Source organism: Mitsuokella jalaludinii DSM 13811, assembly GCF_000702905.1.
In the GTDB taxonomy this organism is placed as follows: domain Bacteria; phylum Bacillota; class Negativicutes; order Selenomonadales; family Selenomonadaceae; genus Mitsuokella; species Mitsuokella jalaludinii.
Map to the genome: position 1 here is coordinate 49,011 of NZ_JNKR01000002.1, position 18,043 is coordinate 67,053.

Genomic DNA, 18,043 nt, shown 5'->3' on the forward strand with positions numbered 1-18,043 from the left:
TGGGACGTATGAATGACAAAGAGAAAGAACCGGTGACTATCGAGATGATTCTCGACGCCGTGAAATCGTATTCGCCGAAGGCCGACCTCGACCTCATCCGGCGCGCCTATGAACTCGCGAGGAAGGCCCATGAAGGGCAGACGCGCGTGTCGGGGGAGGCCTACATCATCCACCCGCTGCACGTCGCCCAGATCCTCACGCAGCTGCACCTCGACGATGCGACCATCAGCGCGGCGCTCCTGCACGATGTCGTCGAGGACACGATCTACACGAACGAGCAGATGAAGGAGATGTTCGGCGACGAGGTCGCGATGCTCATCGACGGCGTGACGAAACTCGGCCGCCTGCAGTACAAGTCGAAGGAGGAGGCACAGCTCGAGAGCTACCGCAAGATGTTCCTCGCGATGGCAAAGGACATCCGCGTCATCATGATCAAGCTGGCCGACCGCCTGCACAACATGCGCACGCTCAAGTACATGCGCGAGGACAAGCAGAAGCGCATCGCGCGCGAGACGATCGAGATCTACGCGCCGCTCGCGAACCGCCTCGGCATCTCGAGCATCAAGTGGGAGCTCGAGGACCTCTGCCTGCGCTATCTGGAGCCGGAGATCTACTACGATCTCGTCGAGAATGTCAAGCAGAAGCGCAAGGAGCGCCAGAGCTTCATCGATACGTCCATCGAGCAGATCAAGGAGAAGCTCGCGGAGGCGAATATCAAGGCAGATATCAGCGGCCGCGCGAAGCACTTCTACAGCATCTACAAGAAGATGAAGCGCGACAACAAGGACCTCAGCGAGATCTACGACCTCTCGGCCGTCCGCGTGCTCGTTGACTCGGTCAAGGACTGCTACGGCGTGCTCGGCGTCATCCACGCGATGTGGAAGCCGATCCCGGGCCGCTTCAAGGACTACATCGCCATGCCGAAGTCGAACGGCTACCAGTCGCTGCACACGACGGTCATGACGCGCGGCTATCCGCTCGAGATCCAGATTCGCACGTTTGCGATGCACCAGGTATCGGAGTTCGGCGTTGCGGCACACTGGAAGTACAAGGAGGCGGGCAAGGGCGCGAAGGCGACGGGCGCCGTCGACCAGAAGATGAGCTGGCTGCGCCAGATGGTCAACCTGCAGCAGGAGCTCAGCGACCCGAAGGAGTACTTCGAGGCTTTGAAGGTCGATGTCTTCTCGGACGAAGTCTTCGTCTTCACGCCGAAGGGCGATGTCGTCGACCTGCCGAAGGGCTCCATCCCGATTGACTTCGCCTACCGCATCCACACGGAAGTCGGCCATCACTGCGTCGGCGCGAAGGTCAACGGTAAGCTCGTGCCGCTCGAGTACAAGCTCAAGAACGGCGACATCGTCTCCGTCATCACCAACAAGGCCAACAACGGCCCGAGCCGCGACTGGCTCAACATCGTCGCCTCGTCGGAGACGCGCAGCAAGATCCGCTCGTGGTTCAAGAAGGAGAAGCGCGAGGAGAACATCGAGCAGGGCCTCGAGCTCATCAAGGATGAAGCCAAGCGCCTCGGCTACGCGCCAAAGACGCTCTTGAAGGAAGGGCGCCTGCAGCAGGTGGCCGAAAAGCTCAACAACCTCAGTGAGGACGACTTGCTCGCGGCGCTCGGCTACGGCGGCATCACGCTGCGCAGTGTCATGACGAAGCTCATCGAACTCTACAAGAAGGACCTCAAGGAAGCCACACCGCCCGATGTCTCGAAGATGCTCTCCGAGCTCAAGACGCCGCAGCACAGCAGCAAGCGCAACCGCTCGAGCCACGGCGTGCTCGTCGAGGGCGAGAGCGGCCTGCTCGTCCGCCTCGCGCGCTGCTGCAACCCGATCCCCGGCGACCCGATCACGGGCTTTGTCACGAAAGGCCGCGGCGTCTCGGTGCACCGTTCGGACTGCCCAAATGTCCTGCGCGACAACGACCTCTCACGCATGATCGAGGTCAGCTGGGATATCGGCCTCGATAAGGACTACACCGTCGAGATTGAGATCGTCTGCAACGACAAGAGCGGCGTGCTCGCAGAGCTTTTAGCCGTGCCGTCGGAGATGAAGATCAACATCCACAGCGTCAACGCCAACCCGAACCGCAGCAACAAGACGTCGACCGTCGTCATGGGCCTCGATGTCAAGAATGCGACACAGGTCGCGCAGATCATGACGAAGATGCGCCGCCTCAAGAATGTCTACAGCGTCTCCCGCGCGCTCAGCAGCCATCCAGGGCAGTGAGAGCGCGGGGGCACAGCAAAGGTCTGTCCCAGATTCCTGGATTGTATTTTTCTTACATTCTTGTTATAATATATACATTTGAACGTACGATATCCTGTGCAGGGATTGAGGGCTGACAGGAATCAATAGACGCTAGAAAAGGGGACTACATTATGTCACAGACTTTCACGATGGACGATCTCAGGCGGATGCTGCAGGAGCGCCAGCACAAGATGACGCCGCAGCGCCAGGTCGTGCTCCAGATCTTCCTCGACCATCCGGGCGAGCATCTCTCAGCCGAGGATGTGCACGGCATCCTGCGCGACAACAAATCCGAGATTGGCCTGGCCACGGTCTACCGCAGCCTCGAACTGCTCTCGGAGCTCGGCATCCTGCAGAAAATGGAGTTTGGCGACGGCTGCAGCCGCTACGAAGTCAACAAGACGGACCCGTCAAAGCACCATCACCATCACTTGATCTGCACGAACTGCGGCAAGGTCATCGAGTTCCAGGACGACTTCCTGGAGCCGCTCGAAGAGGACATCAAGAAGAAGCTCGGCTTCACGGTCAGCGACCACCAGGTCAAGTTCTTCGGCCTCTGCAAGGAATGCCAGGAGGCCCAGCAGTGACGCAGGAGAGACGATTGCGCGTCCGGACCTTCACGCTGAGCGACCGCAAGGAGATCATCTCGAAGATCGTGCGCGAGGTGCTCGTGCTCTTCAAGGTGGAGATCGTGGGGCGCAGCGGCGAGGCCGACTATCTGCAGCTCTCCGTCGTCAACCACCGACTGCCCGATACGGCAGACGGGCGCGTCGTCATGGAGTCGAGGCTCATGCTCTTTGACTGCAGCGGCAGGGAGACATCCTTCACGCGCCGCAGCACGGGTGCGCTCGACGAGCGCGAGGGCGCGGCCGTCAACCGCCTGATCAAGCTGAATCTCTACCATATCTTCCGCGAAGAACTCGACATGCCCCAGGCACCCTGGGGCATTCTGCATGGCGTGCGTCCGACGAAGATCGTGCACCGCTGGATCCGCGGCGGCATGGGAGAGGAAGCAATCATCGAGCGGCTGCAGCAAGACTACGCCTGCAGCGAGGGAAAGGCCCGCGTCATCGTGCCGATGGCCTTCCGCCAGCTGCCGTTCCTCGCGCAGTCCGACGAGAAGACGGTCAGCGTCTACATCGGCATCCCGTTCTGCCTGACGCGCTGCCTCTACTGCTCGTTCCCGTCGAACATCCTGCCGGGCAGGAAGCGCATTGCGGAGTTCATGACTGTCCTCGAGAAAGACCTGCTCGCGGCCAAGGAAGCCATCGACCACTACGGCTTCCACGTGCAGAATATCTACGTCGGCGGCGGCACACCGACGAGCCTGCCGGACGAAGCCTTTGCCGAAATGCTCAATATGGTATATAATGCTTTCTATGGGCCCTCTATCGTGGAATTCACGGTGGAGGCGGGCCGTCCGGACAGCATCACGCCGGCAAAGATCGAGACGATGAAGCGCCTTTCCGTCTCGCGCGTCAGCGTCAACCCGCAGACGATGCAGGCAAAGACGCTCCACCGCATCGGCCGCCAGCACACGCCGGAAGACGTCGTCACGATGTTCCACGCACTGCGCGAGGCCGGCATCCCGCACATCAACATGGACCTCATCCTCGGCCTGCCGGGCGAGACGGCCGAAGATGTGCGCGACACGATGGAGAAGGTCACGGCGCTCGGCCCGGACGACATCACGCTGCACGCCCTGGCCCTCAAGCGCGGCTCGCGCCTGCGCCTCCTCATGGAGGACCAGCACGTCGAGCTGCCGTCTGACGAGGAGACGCGCCGCATGTCGGAAGTCGCGATGGCCTATGTCGAGAAGCTCGGCATGCGCCCGTACTACCTCTACCGCCAGGGCTACATGAGCGGCGACCTCGAGAACGTCGGCTGCTGCCGCGCCGGTGCGGAAGGCATGTACAACATCCAGATCATGGAGGAGCACCAGACCATCATCGGCATCGGCGGCGCGGCGACGACGAAGGTCGTCGACTTCCGCAGGAAGCGCATGAAGTCCTCGTTCAACGCGAAGGACCTCGTGACGTACCTGCGCGACATCGATATCTACATCGAAAAGCGCCGCGCGCTTCTCGACGAAGCGTACGGCAATCCATCATAATTCATACAGGGGGAACGATTCATGCTCACCAATGCCCCTCGGGGAACAAAAGACATCCTGCCCGACACCGTCGGCGAATGGAACTACATCGAAGGGAAGATTCGCGAGATCTGCGGCCGTTACGGATTTGAAGAAATCCGCACGCCGCTCTTCGAGCACACGGAGCTCTTCCATCGCGGTATCGGCGAAGGCACCGATGTCGTTGACAAGGAGATGTACACGTTCGAGGATCGCGGCGGACGCAGCATCACGCTGCGCCCGGAGAACACGGCGTCAGTCGTGCGCGCTTACCTGCAGAACAAGCTCTACGGCGACTCCTCGCTCGTCAAGCTCTTCTACATCGGTTCGATGTTCCGCTACGACCGCCCGCAGGCCGGCCGCATGCGCGAATTCCATCAGTTCGGCGTCGAGTCGCTCGGCGAGGAGAACCCGATGGCCGATGCTGAGATCATCATGCTGGCCGTCGACTTCCTGCAGTCGCTCGGACTCAAGGACCTGAAGCTCAGCCTCAACTCGGTCGGCTGCCCGAAGTGCCGTCCTGTCTACCGCAAGGTCCTGCAGGACTACTTCCTCGACAAGCTCGATGACCTCTGCGAGGACTGCCAGGATCGCTTCGAGCGCAGCCCGCTGCGCATCCTCGACTGCAAGGTCGATGCCGACAAGCCTTACATGGCCGATGCGCCGAAGATCACGGACTGCCTCTGCGACGAGTGCCGCGAGCACTTCGAGAAGGTCCAGAGCTACCTGACGAATGCCGGCATTGAATTTGAGCTCGACCCGCGTCTCGTGCGCGGCCTCGACTACTACACGAAGACGGCCTTCGAGATCAAGTACGCGCCGCTCGGCGCCCAGAGCGCTGTGGCAGGCGGCGGACGCTATGACGGTCTCATCGAGGAGATCGGCGGCAAGCCGACACCGGCTGTCGGCTTTGCGACGGGCCTCGAGCGCGTGCTCTTAGCCCTCGAGAAGCAGGGCCTCATCCCGGAGCAGGAGAAGAAGACAGATGCCTTTGTCGTCGCACTCGGTGAGGCGGCCAAGGCCCCGGCCTTCACGCTCCTGACGAAGCTGCGCCGCGCCGGCCTCAAGGCTTCGATGGACTACGCGGGCCGCAGTATGAAGGCCCAGATGAAACAGGCAAACAAGGCGCATGCCCGCTTTGCGCTGATCATCGGTGAAGATGAAGTCAAAGAATCCTGTGTCATGCTCAAGGATATGGAAAAGAGTGAGCAGCAGAAGGTTTCTTTTGATGCAATTATAGAAAAGCTATGTGCTGAGGTGAAAGGTTAATGGAAACATTACAAGGTATGAAGCGCACCCATCATTGCGGTGCCCTTCGCAAGACGGACGTCGGCCAGGAAGTCGTACTCTGCGGCTGGGTCTCCCGCCGTCGTGACCACGGCGGACTGATCTTCGTCGACATGCGCGACCGTTCCGGTTTCGTGCAGATCGTCTTCGATGAAGCTGCCATGAACGAAGGAACGTTCCACAAGGCAGAGTCCCTGCGCAACGAATTCTGCATTGCCGTACGCGGCAAGATCCGTGCGCGCAGCGAAGAGACGATCAACCCGAACATCGATACGGGTGAAGTTGAGGTTGTCTGCGCTGAGCTGCGCATCCTCAATACGTCGAAGACGCCGCCGTTCTACATCCAGGACGGCGTTGATGTGGACGAGATGGTCCGCCTCAAGTACCGTTATCTCGACCTGCGCCGTCCGGAGATGCAGAAGAACATCATCCTGCGTCACCGCGTGACGAAGATCATGCGCGACTTCTTCGACCGCAACGGCTTCCTCGAGATCGAGACGCCGATGCTCTGCAAGAGCACGCCTGAGGGCGCCCGCGACTTCCTCGTCCCGAGCCGCGTCAATCCGGGTGAGTTCTACGCCCTGCCGCAGTCCCCGCAGATCTTCAAGCAGATCCTGCAGGTCGCCGGCTTCGAGAAGTACTTCCAGATCGTCCGCTGCTTCCGCGATGAAGACCTGCGCGCTGACCGCCAGCCGGAATTCACACAGCTCGATATCGAGATGAGCTTCATGAGCCAGGACGACATCCTGACGCTCATGGAAGGCATGATCAAGGAACTCTTCAAGAAGGCCATCGGCGCGGACGTCCCGACGCCGTTCGAGCGCATGGAGTGGGATACGGCCATGGATAAGTACGGCTCCGATAAACCGGATCTCCGCTTCGACATGCCGCTCATGGATATCTCCGAGTACGTCAAGGGCTCGAGCTTCAAGGTCTTCAACTCCGTCATCGAAAATGGCGGCATGGTCAAGTGCATCAAGGTTGACGGCTATGCCGACATCCCGCGCCGCCGCCTCGACGACCTCGTCAAGTTCGTTCAGGTCTACGGTGCCAAAGGCCTTGCCTGGATTCAGTACACGGCAGACGGCATCAAGAGCCCGTTCAAGAAGTTCTATGATGATGAGACGTTCGCCAAGATCGCCGAAGCTACGGGCGCCAAGACGGGCGACCTGCTGCTCGTCGTTGCCGACAAGCGCCTCGTCGTCGATACGGCCCTCGGCCAGCTGCGCCTCGAGATGGGCAAGGAACGAGGCCTCATCGATCCGGACAAGCTCCGCTTCCTCTGGGTTGTCGACTTCCCGATGTACGAGTGGAGCGATGAAGAGCACCGCTTCAAAGCCATGCACCATCCGTTCACGGCTCCGCGCGACGAGGATATTCCTCTGCTGAACACGGACCGCATGGGCGAGGTCAAGGCCAATGCCTACGACATGGTCCTCAACGGCGTCGAAATCGGCGGTGGTTCGCTGCGTATCTACAACGCTGACCTGCAGGAGAAGGTATTCGAGTCCCTCGGCCTCACGCCGGAGCAGGCTCATACGAAGTTCGGCTTCATGATGGATGCCTTCCAGTACGGCACGCCGCCACATGGCGGTCTCGCTTTCGGCCTCGACCGTCTGGTCATGCTCATGGCCAAACGCCCGTCGATCCGCGACGTCATCGCCTTCCCGAAGACGCAGAGTGCACGCGACGTCATGTCGAACGCTCCGTCGCCGGTTGACGAGAAGCAGCTCCGCGAGCTCTCCATCCGCACGGCCGTCAAGAAGAAAGAGAAAAAAGAAGAGAACTGAATGCCTGGACCTCGTTAGAGCTCCAGCGCATCAGGGACCACTGTGAGATCCCGGGCACTTTACTGGTGCCCGGGATTTTTGCGCCGTTGCATCGTTTTGCATCTTGGACCGATTTATGATAGAATCTAACGTATATCATGAAGGGCCGCAGTCTGCGGCTTTGTTTATGGGAGGGTAACGAAGTGCCGAAGAAGATTGATATCCTCGGGGTCAAGGTGGACCCCGTTACGATGGAGGAAGCCGTCGCCCAAGTGGAGACGTATATGGATGAGATGTGCGGCGTGCTCGTCGCCACGGCCAATGCCGAGATGATCATGCGCGCGACGCACGACCATGAGCTCATGAAGATCCTCAACAATGCCGCACTCGTCGTACCGGACGGTGCGGGCACGGTCTGGGCTGCGCATCACCTCGGACACGAGATGCCGGAACGCGTCGCTGGCTACGACCTCGCACAGGAGCTCATGCGCCGCGCTCCGGAGAAGAAGCGCCGCATCTTCTTCTTCGGCTCGGCACCGGGCGTAGCGGAACTCGCCAAGAAGAAGGCCGAGTCGCTCTACCCGGGCATCGAGATTGTCGGCACGCGCAACGGCTTCTTCTCGGAGAAGGACGAGCCGGGCATCATCGAGGAGATCCGCAAGGCGAAGCCGGACCTCTTGCTCGCGGCGCTCGGCGTACCGAAACAGGAGAAGTGGCTCTACGCCCACAAGGACGAACTCGGCGTGCCCGTCTCCATCGGCGTCGGCGGCACGCTCGACGTCATGGCCGGCGTCATGAAGCGCGCGCCGCGTTGGATGCAGAAGGCCAAGCTCGAGTGGCTCTTCCGCGGCATGCTGCAGCCGAAGCGCGCCGGTCGCCTCATGGCGCTGCCGAAGTTCGTACTCAAGGTGCATCACGCCAAGAAGTGATGACCGCCGCCTTTCAGAAAAGTCACAGGCGGGAGCGCCGGAATGGCCATCTCGTATGGACAAAGGCAGGGCAATCCGCTATAATTGTAAATTAGCAGGCAGGCCAGTGGCGAAACTGGCCTGCTCCTTATGCAGAGGGCTATCTGCATGGAGACATATCAAATCGATCAGGAGGTGGAGGTTTGACTCCGATTATTTCAGAGGGATACCCGTTCATCGGGGGATGCTTCGTGCTGACACTGCTCTTCGGCTGGTCGCTGCATCCGCTGGCCGCCGTCGTGCCATTCGTCCTCATGCTCTATTTCTGCTACTTCTTCCGCAACCCGAAGCGCCACATCGAGCAGGACTCGTCTGTCGTGCTCTCGCCGGCTGACGGGACAGTCACGGACATCGTGCCGCTCGAGACGGATGAGGACGGCTTCATCAAGGAGCCGTGCAACAAGATTGTCATCTTCATGTCGGTCTTCAACGTGCACGTCAACCGCAGCCCGATCGAGGGTGAGATCAAGCTGCAGAAGTACTACTGCGGCCGCTTCCGTCCCGCCTACAAGGACACGGTCGGCTTCGAGAACGAACACCACCTGCTCGGCATCGAGAACGGCCGCCTGCGCATCACGGTCAAGCAGATCGCAGGCATCCTGGCCCGCCGTATCGTCTCTTACGTCACGCTCGACGACAAGCTCGAGCAGGGAGAGCTCTACGGCATGATCAAGTTCGGCTCGTGCCTCGAGGTCGTCATGCCGCAGGACGTCGCTGTGACGGTCAAGAAGGGGCAGAAGGTCACGGGTGGCAAAACCATTATCGGGAGGATGAAAGACTGATGGACTATCGCAGGTTAATACCGAATATGTGTACCTCATCGAACCTCGTCTTCGGCATGTGTTCGATCCTTTCCACGTACAGTGGGAACCTCGTCTGGGGTTCGATCTTTATTCTGCTCGCGCTCGTCGCGGATGGCCTTGACGGCCGCACAGCCCGCTTCTTCGGCGTGGCCAGCGAGATGGGCAAGGAGATGGACTCGCTCTGCGACCTCGGCTCCTTCGGCATCGCGCCGGCCTTCCTCGCCTGGGCCTTTGTGCTGCATAACCACGGCTTCCTCGGTGTCGTCGTCGCGATCTTCTTCGCGATCTGCGGCATGTGGCGCCTCGCGCGCTTCAACGTCAACGCCTCGGTCGTGCACGGCTACTTCATGGGCCTCGCCATCCCGGCAGGCGGCAACATCGTCGCGATGACGACGCTGCTCTTCGTCGAGCTCGGCGTCGATCCGATGGCTTTTGGCATCGCGTATCCCATCGTCATGGCCTTCGTCGGCTGGCTCATGGTCAGCCACGTCCACTATCCGAACTTCAAGGGCGATGGGGCAGAGCCCATCTACCTCATCTCGAAGATTGTCGCACTCGTCATGTTCCTCGCCATCCTCTGGCTCGGCCACGCATCGCTCTTAGCGGCTCTCGCTGTCGCTCTGTTCTCGACGTATGCGGTCCTGGGCATCGTCAATTCTCTGCTGGCAAGTTTTGCAAAGAAAGGCTGATTGTTTTTGTTCACACATCCTTTTGACATCATCATGGTGCCAATGCAGATCCTGATCTTCCTCTTCACGCTCTATTTCTTCGTCATCGGCTTCTGCGGCATGTGGCGCAAGAAAGAGGTCAAGATCAAGACGCCGCGCAAGACGTTTGCACTCGTCGTCGCGGCACACAACGAGCACGCCGTCATCGGCCAGCTCGTCGAGAACCTCAAGCAGCTCAACTATCCGAAGGACATGTATGACATCTACGTCATCGCCGACAACTGCACGGACAACACGGCAGAGATTGCCGAGGAGGCAGGGGCGCTCGTCCACGTGCGCACGCATCCGACGAAGAAGAGCAAGGGCTATGCGCTCCAGTGGATGTTCGACCGCCTGTTCAAGATGGACAAGCAGTACGATGCCGTCTGCGTCTTCGATGCCGACAACCTCGTACACCCGCAGTTCCTCATGGAGATGAACAACCGCCTCTGCAAGGGCGACAAGGTCATCCAGGGCTACATGGACGCGAAGAATCCGTACGACACGTGGGTCTCGGGCACGTTTGCCATCGCGTTCTGGGTCATCTGCTACATCTCGCACCTCGCGAAGTCGAACATCGGCCTCTCGGCCTGCCTCGGCGGCACGGGCATGTGCTTTGCTTCGGAGATCCTCAAGAAGCACGGCTGGCAGGCGACCTGCCTGACAGAGGACATGGAGTTCACGATGAAGTGCATGGCCGAGGGCATCAAGACGAGCTGGGCACACGACGCCATCATCTACGACGAGAAGCCGCTGACGTTCAAGCAGTCGTGGAACCAGCGCCGCCGCTGGGCACAGGGCCAGTTCGACGTCGGCAACCGCTTCATCCCGAAGATGCTCAAGGCCGGCTGGAAGCACAAGGACATCCGCATGTGGGATGAGTGCATCTACCTCATGCAGCCGCACTTCCTGATGATCTCGACGATCTTCATCGTCATCAGCTACATCCAGCTCGCCTTCCCGCCGTTCTACACGAATATCTACAACTTCATGCCGTCCCAGCTCATGACGGCCATCATGCTCGGCCAGTACATCCTGCCGATGATCATCCTGATCAAGATCCGCGCGAAGTGGAAGTCCTGGCTCTACATGCTGCTGTATCCGGTCTTCATCTACTCGTGGATCCCGATCATCTTCCTCGGCTTCATCCACCGCAATGAGCACGAGTGGAGCCACACGCAGCACACGCGCGCCATGAGCATGAACGACATCGTCGGCAACGTCAAGAACACGAAGTCGATTGAGAAGTCACTCAAGAAGTAAAGAATCACCTCCCTCTCTATGCAGGGAGGTTTGTTTTTAGGAGGAGTCAATCATGTACACACTCAAAGTCGAAGGTGCCTTTGAAGCGGCACACCGCGTCGTCAACTACCCGGGCAAGTGCGACCGCCTGCACGGCCACAACTGGAAGGTCGAGGCGCTCGTCAAGGGAACGGAGCTCGACGAGCTCGGCATGCTCGTCGATTTCAAGGCCATCAAGGGCGCGCTCAAGGCTGCGCTCGACCGCTTTGACCACCGCTTCCTCAACGAGCTCGAGCCGTTCTCGACGGGCGTCAACCCGACGGCAGAGAACCTCGCGCGCATCATCTTCGAGGAGCTTGAAAAGAGCCCTGTCTTCGTGCGCGACAGCCATCTCGCAGCCATCACAGTCTACGAGACGCCGACGTCGTCTGTCACCTACACGAGGGACTGACGATGAACGCAAACAACGAGAACCTCATCGAGATATTCTCCTCGATACAGGGGGAGGGCAAGTACGTCGGCTGCCGCCAGGTCTTTGTGCGCCTCGAGGGCTGCAATCTCGACTGCAGCTACTGTGACACAGAGAACAAGCCTGGCTCTCATCCCGTCTGCCAGGTCGAGACGGCTGCTGGTTCGCGTACCTTCGAGACCATCAAGAATCCGATGACCGCCTCTGAGACGGCCGCTGTCATCGCCAATCTCCTGCAGGAAGTCCCGCACGAGGCCGTGAGCTTCACCGGCGGCGAGCCGCTGCTGCACGCCGCCTTCATCCGCGCGGTCGTAGAAGCGCTGCACGCGCTCGGCCAGCGGCCGAAGGTCTTCCTCGAGACGAACGGCACGCTCTACCGCGAGCTCGCCTCCATCCTCGACATCACCGACATCATCAGCATGGACATCAAGCTGCCGAGCATCGTGACAAAGCCACAGTGGGAGGCGCATGCGCGCTTCCTCGAGCTCGCGCGCACGAAGGACCTCTACGTCAAGCTCGTCGTCTCGGCTGAGACGACCGACAAGGAGTTCAAGAAGAGCGTCGCCCTGCTCGAAAAGGAGGCTCCTGACGCGCTCTTCATCATCCAGCCCGTCACGCCGTACGGCGGCTGTGAGGCGGCGAGCCCCGAGAAGATCCTCGCCTGTCAGTCGTATGCGCTCAAGCACCTCAGGGATGTCCGCGTCATCCCGCAGACCCACAAGATGATCGGGCAGCTCTGACCATCTTGTGGGCTGAGGATTGAGATAGCCGCATTTTTCTGTTTTGTTTGCTAAGGGAGAATCAGACATGAAACTGTTGGAAGAGAGAATCAAGAAGGACGGCATCGTGCTGCCGGGCAATGTGCTCAAGGTCGACTCGTTCCTCAATCACCAGATTGACCCGGAACTCTCGCAGGCGATGGGCGAGGAGTTCGCGCGCCTCTTCAAGGATGCGGGTATCGACCGCGTCCTGACTGTCGAGGCCTCGGGCATCGCCATCGGCGTCATGACGGCGCTTACGCTCCACGTGCCGCTCGTCTTCGCGCGCAAGAAGAAGTCGGCTCTCATTAACGAGCCCATCTACACGCATCGCGTCTTCTCGTACACCAAAAAGGAGTACTCCGACATCCTCGTGCTGCAGAAGTTCCTGCCAGCCGGCGAGAATGTCCTGATCATCGATGATTTCCTCGCCAACGGCGAGGCGGCACTCGGCCTCGCGAAGCTCGTCGAGGAAGCCGGCTCGAAGGTCGCCGGCATCGGCATCGCCATCGAGAAAGCCTTCCAGCCCGGCCACCAGCGCCTGCTTGACAAGGGATACCACCTCGAAGCGCTCGCGAGCATCGCCTCGCTCGAAGGCGGCACGATTCGCTTCACGGCAGAGGACTGAGGGGGCGGCCATCGTGACTACAACTGCTACCGCCGCTGTCCATCCCGTCGACCAGAAGCTGCCGTGGGGCAGGACGCTCGTCTACGCCTTCCAGCACGTCCTCGCCATGTACGCGGGTGCTGTGGCCGTGCCGCTCGTCCTCGCGGGGGCGGTTCATCTCAGTACGGAAGAGCTCATCTACCTCATCAATGCCGACCTCTTCACCTGCGGCATCGCGACGCTCGTCCAGTCGCTGAGCATTCGTGACTATATCGGCTCCAAGCTGCCGATCGTCCAAGGCTGCACCTTCACCGCCGTTACGCCGATGATCATCATCGCCAACACGCACGGCGGCGGCGCGGCCGGCCTGCAGGTCGTCTACGGCGCGGCCATCTTCGCCGGCGTCGCCTGTTTCGTCATCAGCAACTTCTTCAGCAAGATGCTGCGCTTCTTCCCGCCAGTCGTCACGGGTTCGGTCATCACGGTCATCGGCCTCTCGCTGATGCCGGTCGCCGTCAACTGGATTGCCGGTGCAAACCCGTCTGCGCCCGACTACTGTGAGCCGACCCACATCCTCATGGCCGCCGTCGTGCTCGCCATCATTCTCGTCATCTACCGTGTCTGCCGCGGCTTTTTGCGCCAGATCAGCGTGCTTCTCGGCCTTGTCATCGGCACGCTGATTGCCGATGCGTTCGGCATGGCCGATTTCCACGCCGTAGGGGAGGCGGCAGCGCTCGGCATCACGACGCCGTTCGCCTTCGGCTATCCCGTCTTTGAACCGGTCTCGTGCCTCGCGATGACGCTCGTCATGCTCGTGACGATGGCCGAGACGACAGGTGATATCGTCGCGGTCACCGAGATTGTCGACAAGCCGATGACCGAGAGCATGCTGACGAAGGCGCTGCGTGCCGACGGCTTCTCCACGGCACTCGGCGGCATCTTCAACACCTTCCCGTACACCGCCTTTGCCCAGAACATCGGTCTCATCGGCATGACGGGCGTGCGCAGCCGCTACATCGTCGCCGTCTGCGGCGTCATGCTCATGATCCTCGGCCTCTTTCCGAAGATGGCCGCCGTCGTCGCCAGTGTGCCGACGATGGTCTTAGGAGGCGCCGGCCTCGCGATGTTCGGCATGGTCGCCGCCAGCGGCTTCCAGGCCCTCTCAAAGGCAGAGCTGCACAAGAAGGGCAACATCATGGTCGTCGCCATCAGCGTTGCCGTCGCTCTGATCCCAATCGGCGTGCCGAGCTTCTACAGCAAGTTCCCGACCTGGGTCCAGATCCTCTGCAACAGCGGCATCACGATTGGCAGCATCACGGCCATCATATTAAACCTGTTCCTGCGCGACGCGCCGGACCCGGACGAAGAAAAACCTTTGTTTTCCAAGTCCGCACAGAAATAAAAGACCTTACCTGAATTAATCAGATGGAGAATTGATGATGCGTACAAAAGAAAGAAACAGCGGCATCGCCAAAAAGTTTCGTCACATAGTTCTGCTTGTGCTGTTCTGTCTTTGCCTGTCCTGCAGCATGGGCATGGCCGAATCCCCGGAGCAGCCGGCCTATCTTCATGAGCTTGAGGACTTAGAGCAGCAGTATCAAGCCGTCGTCGGCGTGTATGCCATCGACACCGAAACGGGTAGGACCATCGCGTATCATGAAGACAAGCGCTTCTCCTACTGCTCGACGCACAAGGCTTTGCTGGCCGGAGCCATCCTGCAGCACTTTTCCCTAGCTGACCTGAACGAAGTCATCCACTACAGCGCAGATGACATCCTGTCCTATGCGCCGGTGACGAAAAATCACATCAGCGAAGGCATGACCCTCGGCAGTCTCTGCGAGGCAGCCATACGCGTCAGCGACAATACCGCGGCCAACCTGATGATGCAGAAATTAGGCGGCCCGAAAGTTTTTAAGGACTGCCTGCAGGAAATCGGGGATAAGACCACGAGACCCGTGCGCCTGGAACCGGAGCTTAATACGCGGGACGGCAAAAAGGATACGAGCACCCCGCGTCAGCTCGCCCTCGACCTGCAGGCCTACGCGCTCGGCGACGTCCTGACTGACGAGAAAAAAGCCCTGCTGCTCGATTGGATGCAGGGCAATGCGACCGGCGACAATCTCATCCGCGCCGGCGTCCCTGAGGGCTGGCAAGTCGCGGATAAAAGCGGCAGCGGGGCCTACGGCACGCGCAATGACATCGCCGTCATCTATCCGCCGGACAGAAAGCCCATCGTACTGGCGATTTTGACGACACATAAAGACCGCGATGCCAAAACAGACGATGCCCTGGTGGCGGAGGCTGCGGGCATTATCGTAAAATCGTTACGCGTAAAATAAAATATTTGTGATAGCCCCGATGACTTCCATCAAAAGCGGAATAAAGGTACCATTAAACTTCCATAAAAAGGAAATAATATTTCGAGAGCTGACAGCCGTTCAGCTCTCTTTTTTTGCGCCGCAGAGAATTTTAATTTCAAAAAGTGAATATGGTTCATAATATATTCATTGACAGAGTATATTTGGCATGCTAGAATATGCTTATCATTAATGATAATGAATATCAAATATAAAAATGAGAATCAATAGTCAATAGAATCTATAAAGGAGGATAGAACATGTCTCTGAAAAAATATCTCGAAGACCTCGAACCTGCTAAACGCGAAGTCCTGCTGGGCAGGGAGACAAAAGATGCCCTGCACGAGGCCTTTGCGGCAAAACGCGTTGTCCATGCGGGCCTGCTCGGCACGCCTGTCATGAAGGACGCACAGCAGGAAGCCTGGGCAAAAGTCATGGCGGAGCCGGCCGATGCCAGACGCCAGCATGCCGTCTACATCCACATCCCGTTCTGCCAGACAAAATGCCTTTACTGCAGTTTTTTCCAGAATGCGAGCCGTCAGTCGGTGGAGGACGAGTACATCGATGATTTGCTGACGGAGATGAAGCGCGATGCTCAGCAGAAGCAGCTGCAGACGGCCGTGATTGACAGCGTATTCATCGGCGGCGGTACGCCGACCTCGCTTTCCCCGGCCAATGCGGCGAGACTGCTGCAGGGCATCAAAGAATGCTTCCATCTGGCCGCTGACTGCGAACTGACGCTTGAGGGCCGCATCCACGACCTCGTACCCGAAAAAATCGAAACATGGCTCAAATACGGCGTCAACCGTATTTCGCTCGGCGTGCAGTCCTTTGATACGTCACTGCGGCGCCGTGTCGGCCGCATCGATGCGCGTGAAGAAGTCCTGCGTCGCCTTGAATTGCTGAAATCGTACGATGTGACGGTCATCGTCGACCTCATCTACGGACTGCCGGGTCAGACAAAAGAACTCTGGCTTGAAGATATCAAGACGCTGCTGGCGACGGATGTTGACGGCATGGATCTCTATCAGCTCAACATTTTCCCTGGCGGCGACCTCGACAAGGCCCTGCAGTCGGGGAGAATCCCAGCCTGTGCGGATATTGCCGGTCAGGCTGACCTTTACATGGCCGCACGCGACTTACTGCTCGGTGAGGGCATTGAACGCCTGAGCCTCTGTCACTGGCGCCGCCATAAGAGAGAGCACAGCCGCTACAATACCATGGCCAAGACGGGTGCTGTCGTTTATCCGTTCGGCTGCGGTGCCGGCGGCAACTGCGGCGGCCTGAGCTTCATGCAGCAGCGCGGGCTGAAGTCCTACAGTCAGGCGGTCCGCGCCGGCCAAAAGCCCATCATGATGATGGCCCATCAGGTCGAACAGAAGCTGCAGATGATCAGCGATACGGTTATCGCCAACCTCGAGAAGGGGTTCGTTGATTTCCGTCAGCTCTGCCTTGTAGATTCGCGCTTTGAAGAGCTCGAAGAAGTGCTGGAGCTATGGAAGGAACGCGGCCTGATGACAGAAGACCTTGGCATTTACCGCCTGACGAAGGTCGGTGAATTCTGGTATATCAGCCTGACGCAGAGCCTGATTGAATGCATGCAGGCCATCTGTCAGTCAGAAGATACAGCTTCGTCGCCGACAGAGGAGGGGCAGAGCGAAGATGCTCTTGATGCCTGCCTTGCGGAGATGATGCCGGACTCGACTTTTGCAGAGCGCAGTGCCATGGTCAAAAAAATCCCGATGCCCGTGCGCATGATGCTCAAGCGTTCCTCGAAGGACGCCTTGAAAACCATGCTGGCCGGCCTGCCGCCGACCATGCTCGAACGCATGCTGAGCAAGGCAAGTTCCTGAAGTCAGCAGCTTATATAGAAAATATAGAAGAGAATTGCATACAGACTCTGTTTTGCTGAAAAAGCTTTTTCGTGCCATGGGCAAAACAAGTCTGTATTTCTTTTTTGCTTTTATAAATGATAATGAGTATCATAAATGCCTAAACATTTGAAGGGAGTATAAAAATGGATCTATTCGGAACAGCGGCTCATTGGTTTGGACGCGGTGGTTTTGTCATGTACCTCTTACTTTTGGCTTCGATTGGTGCCGTCAGCATCATCATCGAGCGGGCACGTTATTACCGCCGCAAGCGCCAGCGTTTTCATTTTTTCATACAGCAGTGGCGCAAGGATGCCGCTGTCTATGATGTCTCGGAGCTTGCTGTGCGCTACGGCAAAAGTCACCGTGTCCTGAACCGCTTAGCGGCAGCCGCCTGCCATGCGGCAGAAAATGGCCGCAGCGTCGAGATTGCCATTGAAAGTGCCGCACAGCTCGAAGCGGCCAAGCTCAAACGCGGTCTGCCGCTTCTCGGATGTCTCGTTACATTGGCGCCGATTCTCGGCCTCATGGGCACGGTCATCGGCATGATTCAGTCGTTCAGTGTCTTCAACCTGCAGTCCGGCGGCGCGCCGATGGCCATCACCGGCGGCGTTGGCGAGGCCCTTGTTGCCACGGTCACGGGCCTTGGCGTGGCTACCATCGCCCTGCTCGGTCACAGCTGGTTTGGCTATCGCCTCGATATCATGGTCACGGACATGGAGCAGACCGGCGGCGTCCTGATGGATGATTTAATGATGAGTCAGGAGCATAGGGGGCAGATTCATCAGGAACGGGGGAAATGCAAACATGAAGCTGCGTAAT

General features: G+C 59.0%; 16 protein-coding genes. All 16 read left to right on the forward strand.

Annotated features, from left to right (window positions below):
* The first annotated feature begins 8 nt into the window (after positions 1-8).
* A complete protein-coding gene (locus T518_RS02420) occupies positions 9-2,231 on the forward strand; it encodes a RelA/SpoT family protein (protein ID WP_036374651.1) in 2,223 nt (740 codons plus the stop codon).
* A gap of 152 nt (positions 2,232-2,383) precedes the next feature.
* Entirely contained in the window at positions 2,384-2,839 is a 456-nt protein-coding gene (locus T518_RS02425; protein WP_081828388.1) for a Fur family transcriptional regulator, read from the forward strand.
* Between the two features lie 14 nt (positions 2,840-2,853).
* Positions 2,854-4,365: a coproporphyrinogen dehydrogenase HemZ gene (gene hemZ / locus T518_RS02430; RefSeq protein ID WP_036374659.1), complete on the forward strand. Its 1,512-nt coding sequence runs from the start codon at positions 2,854-2,856 to the stop codon at positions 4,363-4,365.
* Between the two features lie 21 nt (positions 4,366-4,386).
* Positions 4,387-5,652 carry a histidine--tRNA ligase gene (gene hisS / locus T518_RS02435; protein WP_036374662.1) on the forward strand — a complete coding sequence of 422 codons (1,266 nt, stop codon included), beginning with the start codon at positions 4,387-4,389 and terminating at the stop codon, positions 5,650-5,652.
* The gene (gene aspS / locus T518_RS02440) at positions 5,652-7,460 is read left to right on the forward strand and encodes an aspartate--tRNA ligase (protein WP_036374665.1); all 1,809 of its coding nucleotides are present in this window, start codon (positions 5,652-5,654) and stop codon (positions 7,458-7,460) included. Before hisS ends, aspS begins: the two co-directional genes overlap by 1 nt.
* 137 nt (positions 7,461-7,597) lie before the next feature.
* Entirely contained in the window at positions 7,598-8,368 is a 771-nt protein-coding gene (locus T518_RS02445; protein ID WP_051652151.1) for a WecB/TagA/CpsF family glycosyltransferase, read from the forward strand.
* A 182-nt stretch (positions 8,369-8,550) separates the two neighbouring features.
* A complete protein-coding gene (locus tag T518_RS02450; RefSeq protein ID WP_036374671.1) occupies positions 8,551-9,189 on the forward strand; it encodes a phosphatidylserine decarboxylase family protein in 639 nt (212 codons plus the stop codon).
* Positions 9,189-9,899: a CDP-diacylglycerol--serine O-phosphatidyltransferase gene (pssA, locus tag T518_RS02455; RefSeq protein WP_036374673.1), complete on the forward strand. Its 711-nt coding sequence runs from the start codon at positions 9,189-9,191 to the stop codon at positions 9,897-9,899. The genes T518_RS02450 and pssA overlap by 1 nt, the downstream gene beginning before the upstream one ends.
* Before the next feature lie 33 nt (positions 9,900-9,932).
* The gene (locus T518_RS02460; RefSeq protein WP_051652173.1) at positions 9,933-11,180 is read left to right on the forward strand and encodes a glycosyltransferase family 2 protein; all 1,248 of its coding nucleotides are present in this window, start codon (positions 9,933-9,935) and stop codon (positions 11,178-11,180) included.
* 52 nt (positions 11,181-11,232) lie between these two features.
* Entirely contained in the window at positions 11,233-11,610 is a 378-nt protein-coding gene (gene queD, locus T518_RS02465; RefSeq protein WP_036374679.1) for a 6-carboxytetrahydropterin synthase QueD, read from the forward strand.
* Positions 11,611-11,612: 2 nt separating this feature from the next.
* Positions 11,613-12,368, forward strand: coding sequence for a 7-carboxy-7-deazaguanine synthase QueE (locus T518_RS02470; RefSeq protein WP_036374683.1), 756 nt, complete (start codon positions 11,613-11,615; stop codon positions 12,366-12,368).
* Positions 12,369-12,435: 67 nt separating this feature from the next.
* Positions 12,436-13,014: a xanthine phosphoribosyltransferase gene (locus tag T518_RS02475; RefSeq protein WP_036374685.1), complete on the forward strand. Its 579-nt coding sequence runs from the start codon at positions 12,436-12,438 to the stop codon at positions 13,012-13,014.
* A 13-nt stretch (positions 13,015-13,027) separates the two neighbouring features.
* Positions 13,028-14,395, forward strand: coding sequence for a nucleobase:cation symporter-2 family protein (locus tag T518_RS02480; protein ID WP_036374688.1), 1,368 nt, complete (start codon positions 13,028-13,030; stop codon positions 14,393-14,395).
* Between the two features lie 37 nt (positions 14,396-14,432).
* Positions 14,433-15,332, forward strand: coding sequence for a class A beta-lactamase (gene bla, locus T518_RS02485; RefSeq protein WP_051652152.1), 900 nt, complete (start codon positions 14,433-14,435; stop codon positions 15,330-15,332).
* A 278-nt stretch (positions 15,333-15,610) separates the two neighbouring features.
* Positions 15,611-17,203 (forward strand): heme anaerobic degradation radical SAM methyltransferase ChuW/HutW, encoded by a 1,593-nt coding sequence (gene hutW / locus T518_RS02490; protein ID WP_051652153.1) that lies wholly within the window; start codon positions 15,611-15,613, stop codon positions 17,201-17,203.
* 164 nt (positions 17,204-17,367) lie between these two features.
* Positions 17,368-18,042, forward strand: a complete 675-nt coding sequence (locus T518_RS02495; protein ID WP_036374691.1) for a MotA/TolQ/ExbB proton channel family protein — start codon at positions 17,368-17,370, stop codon at positions 18,040-18,042.
* Position 18,043 lies beyond the last annotated feature (1 nt).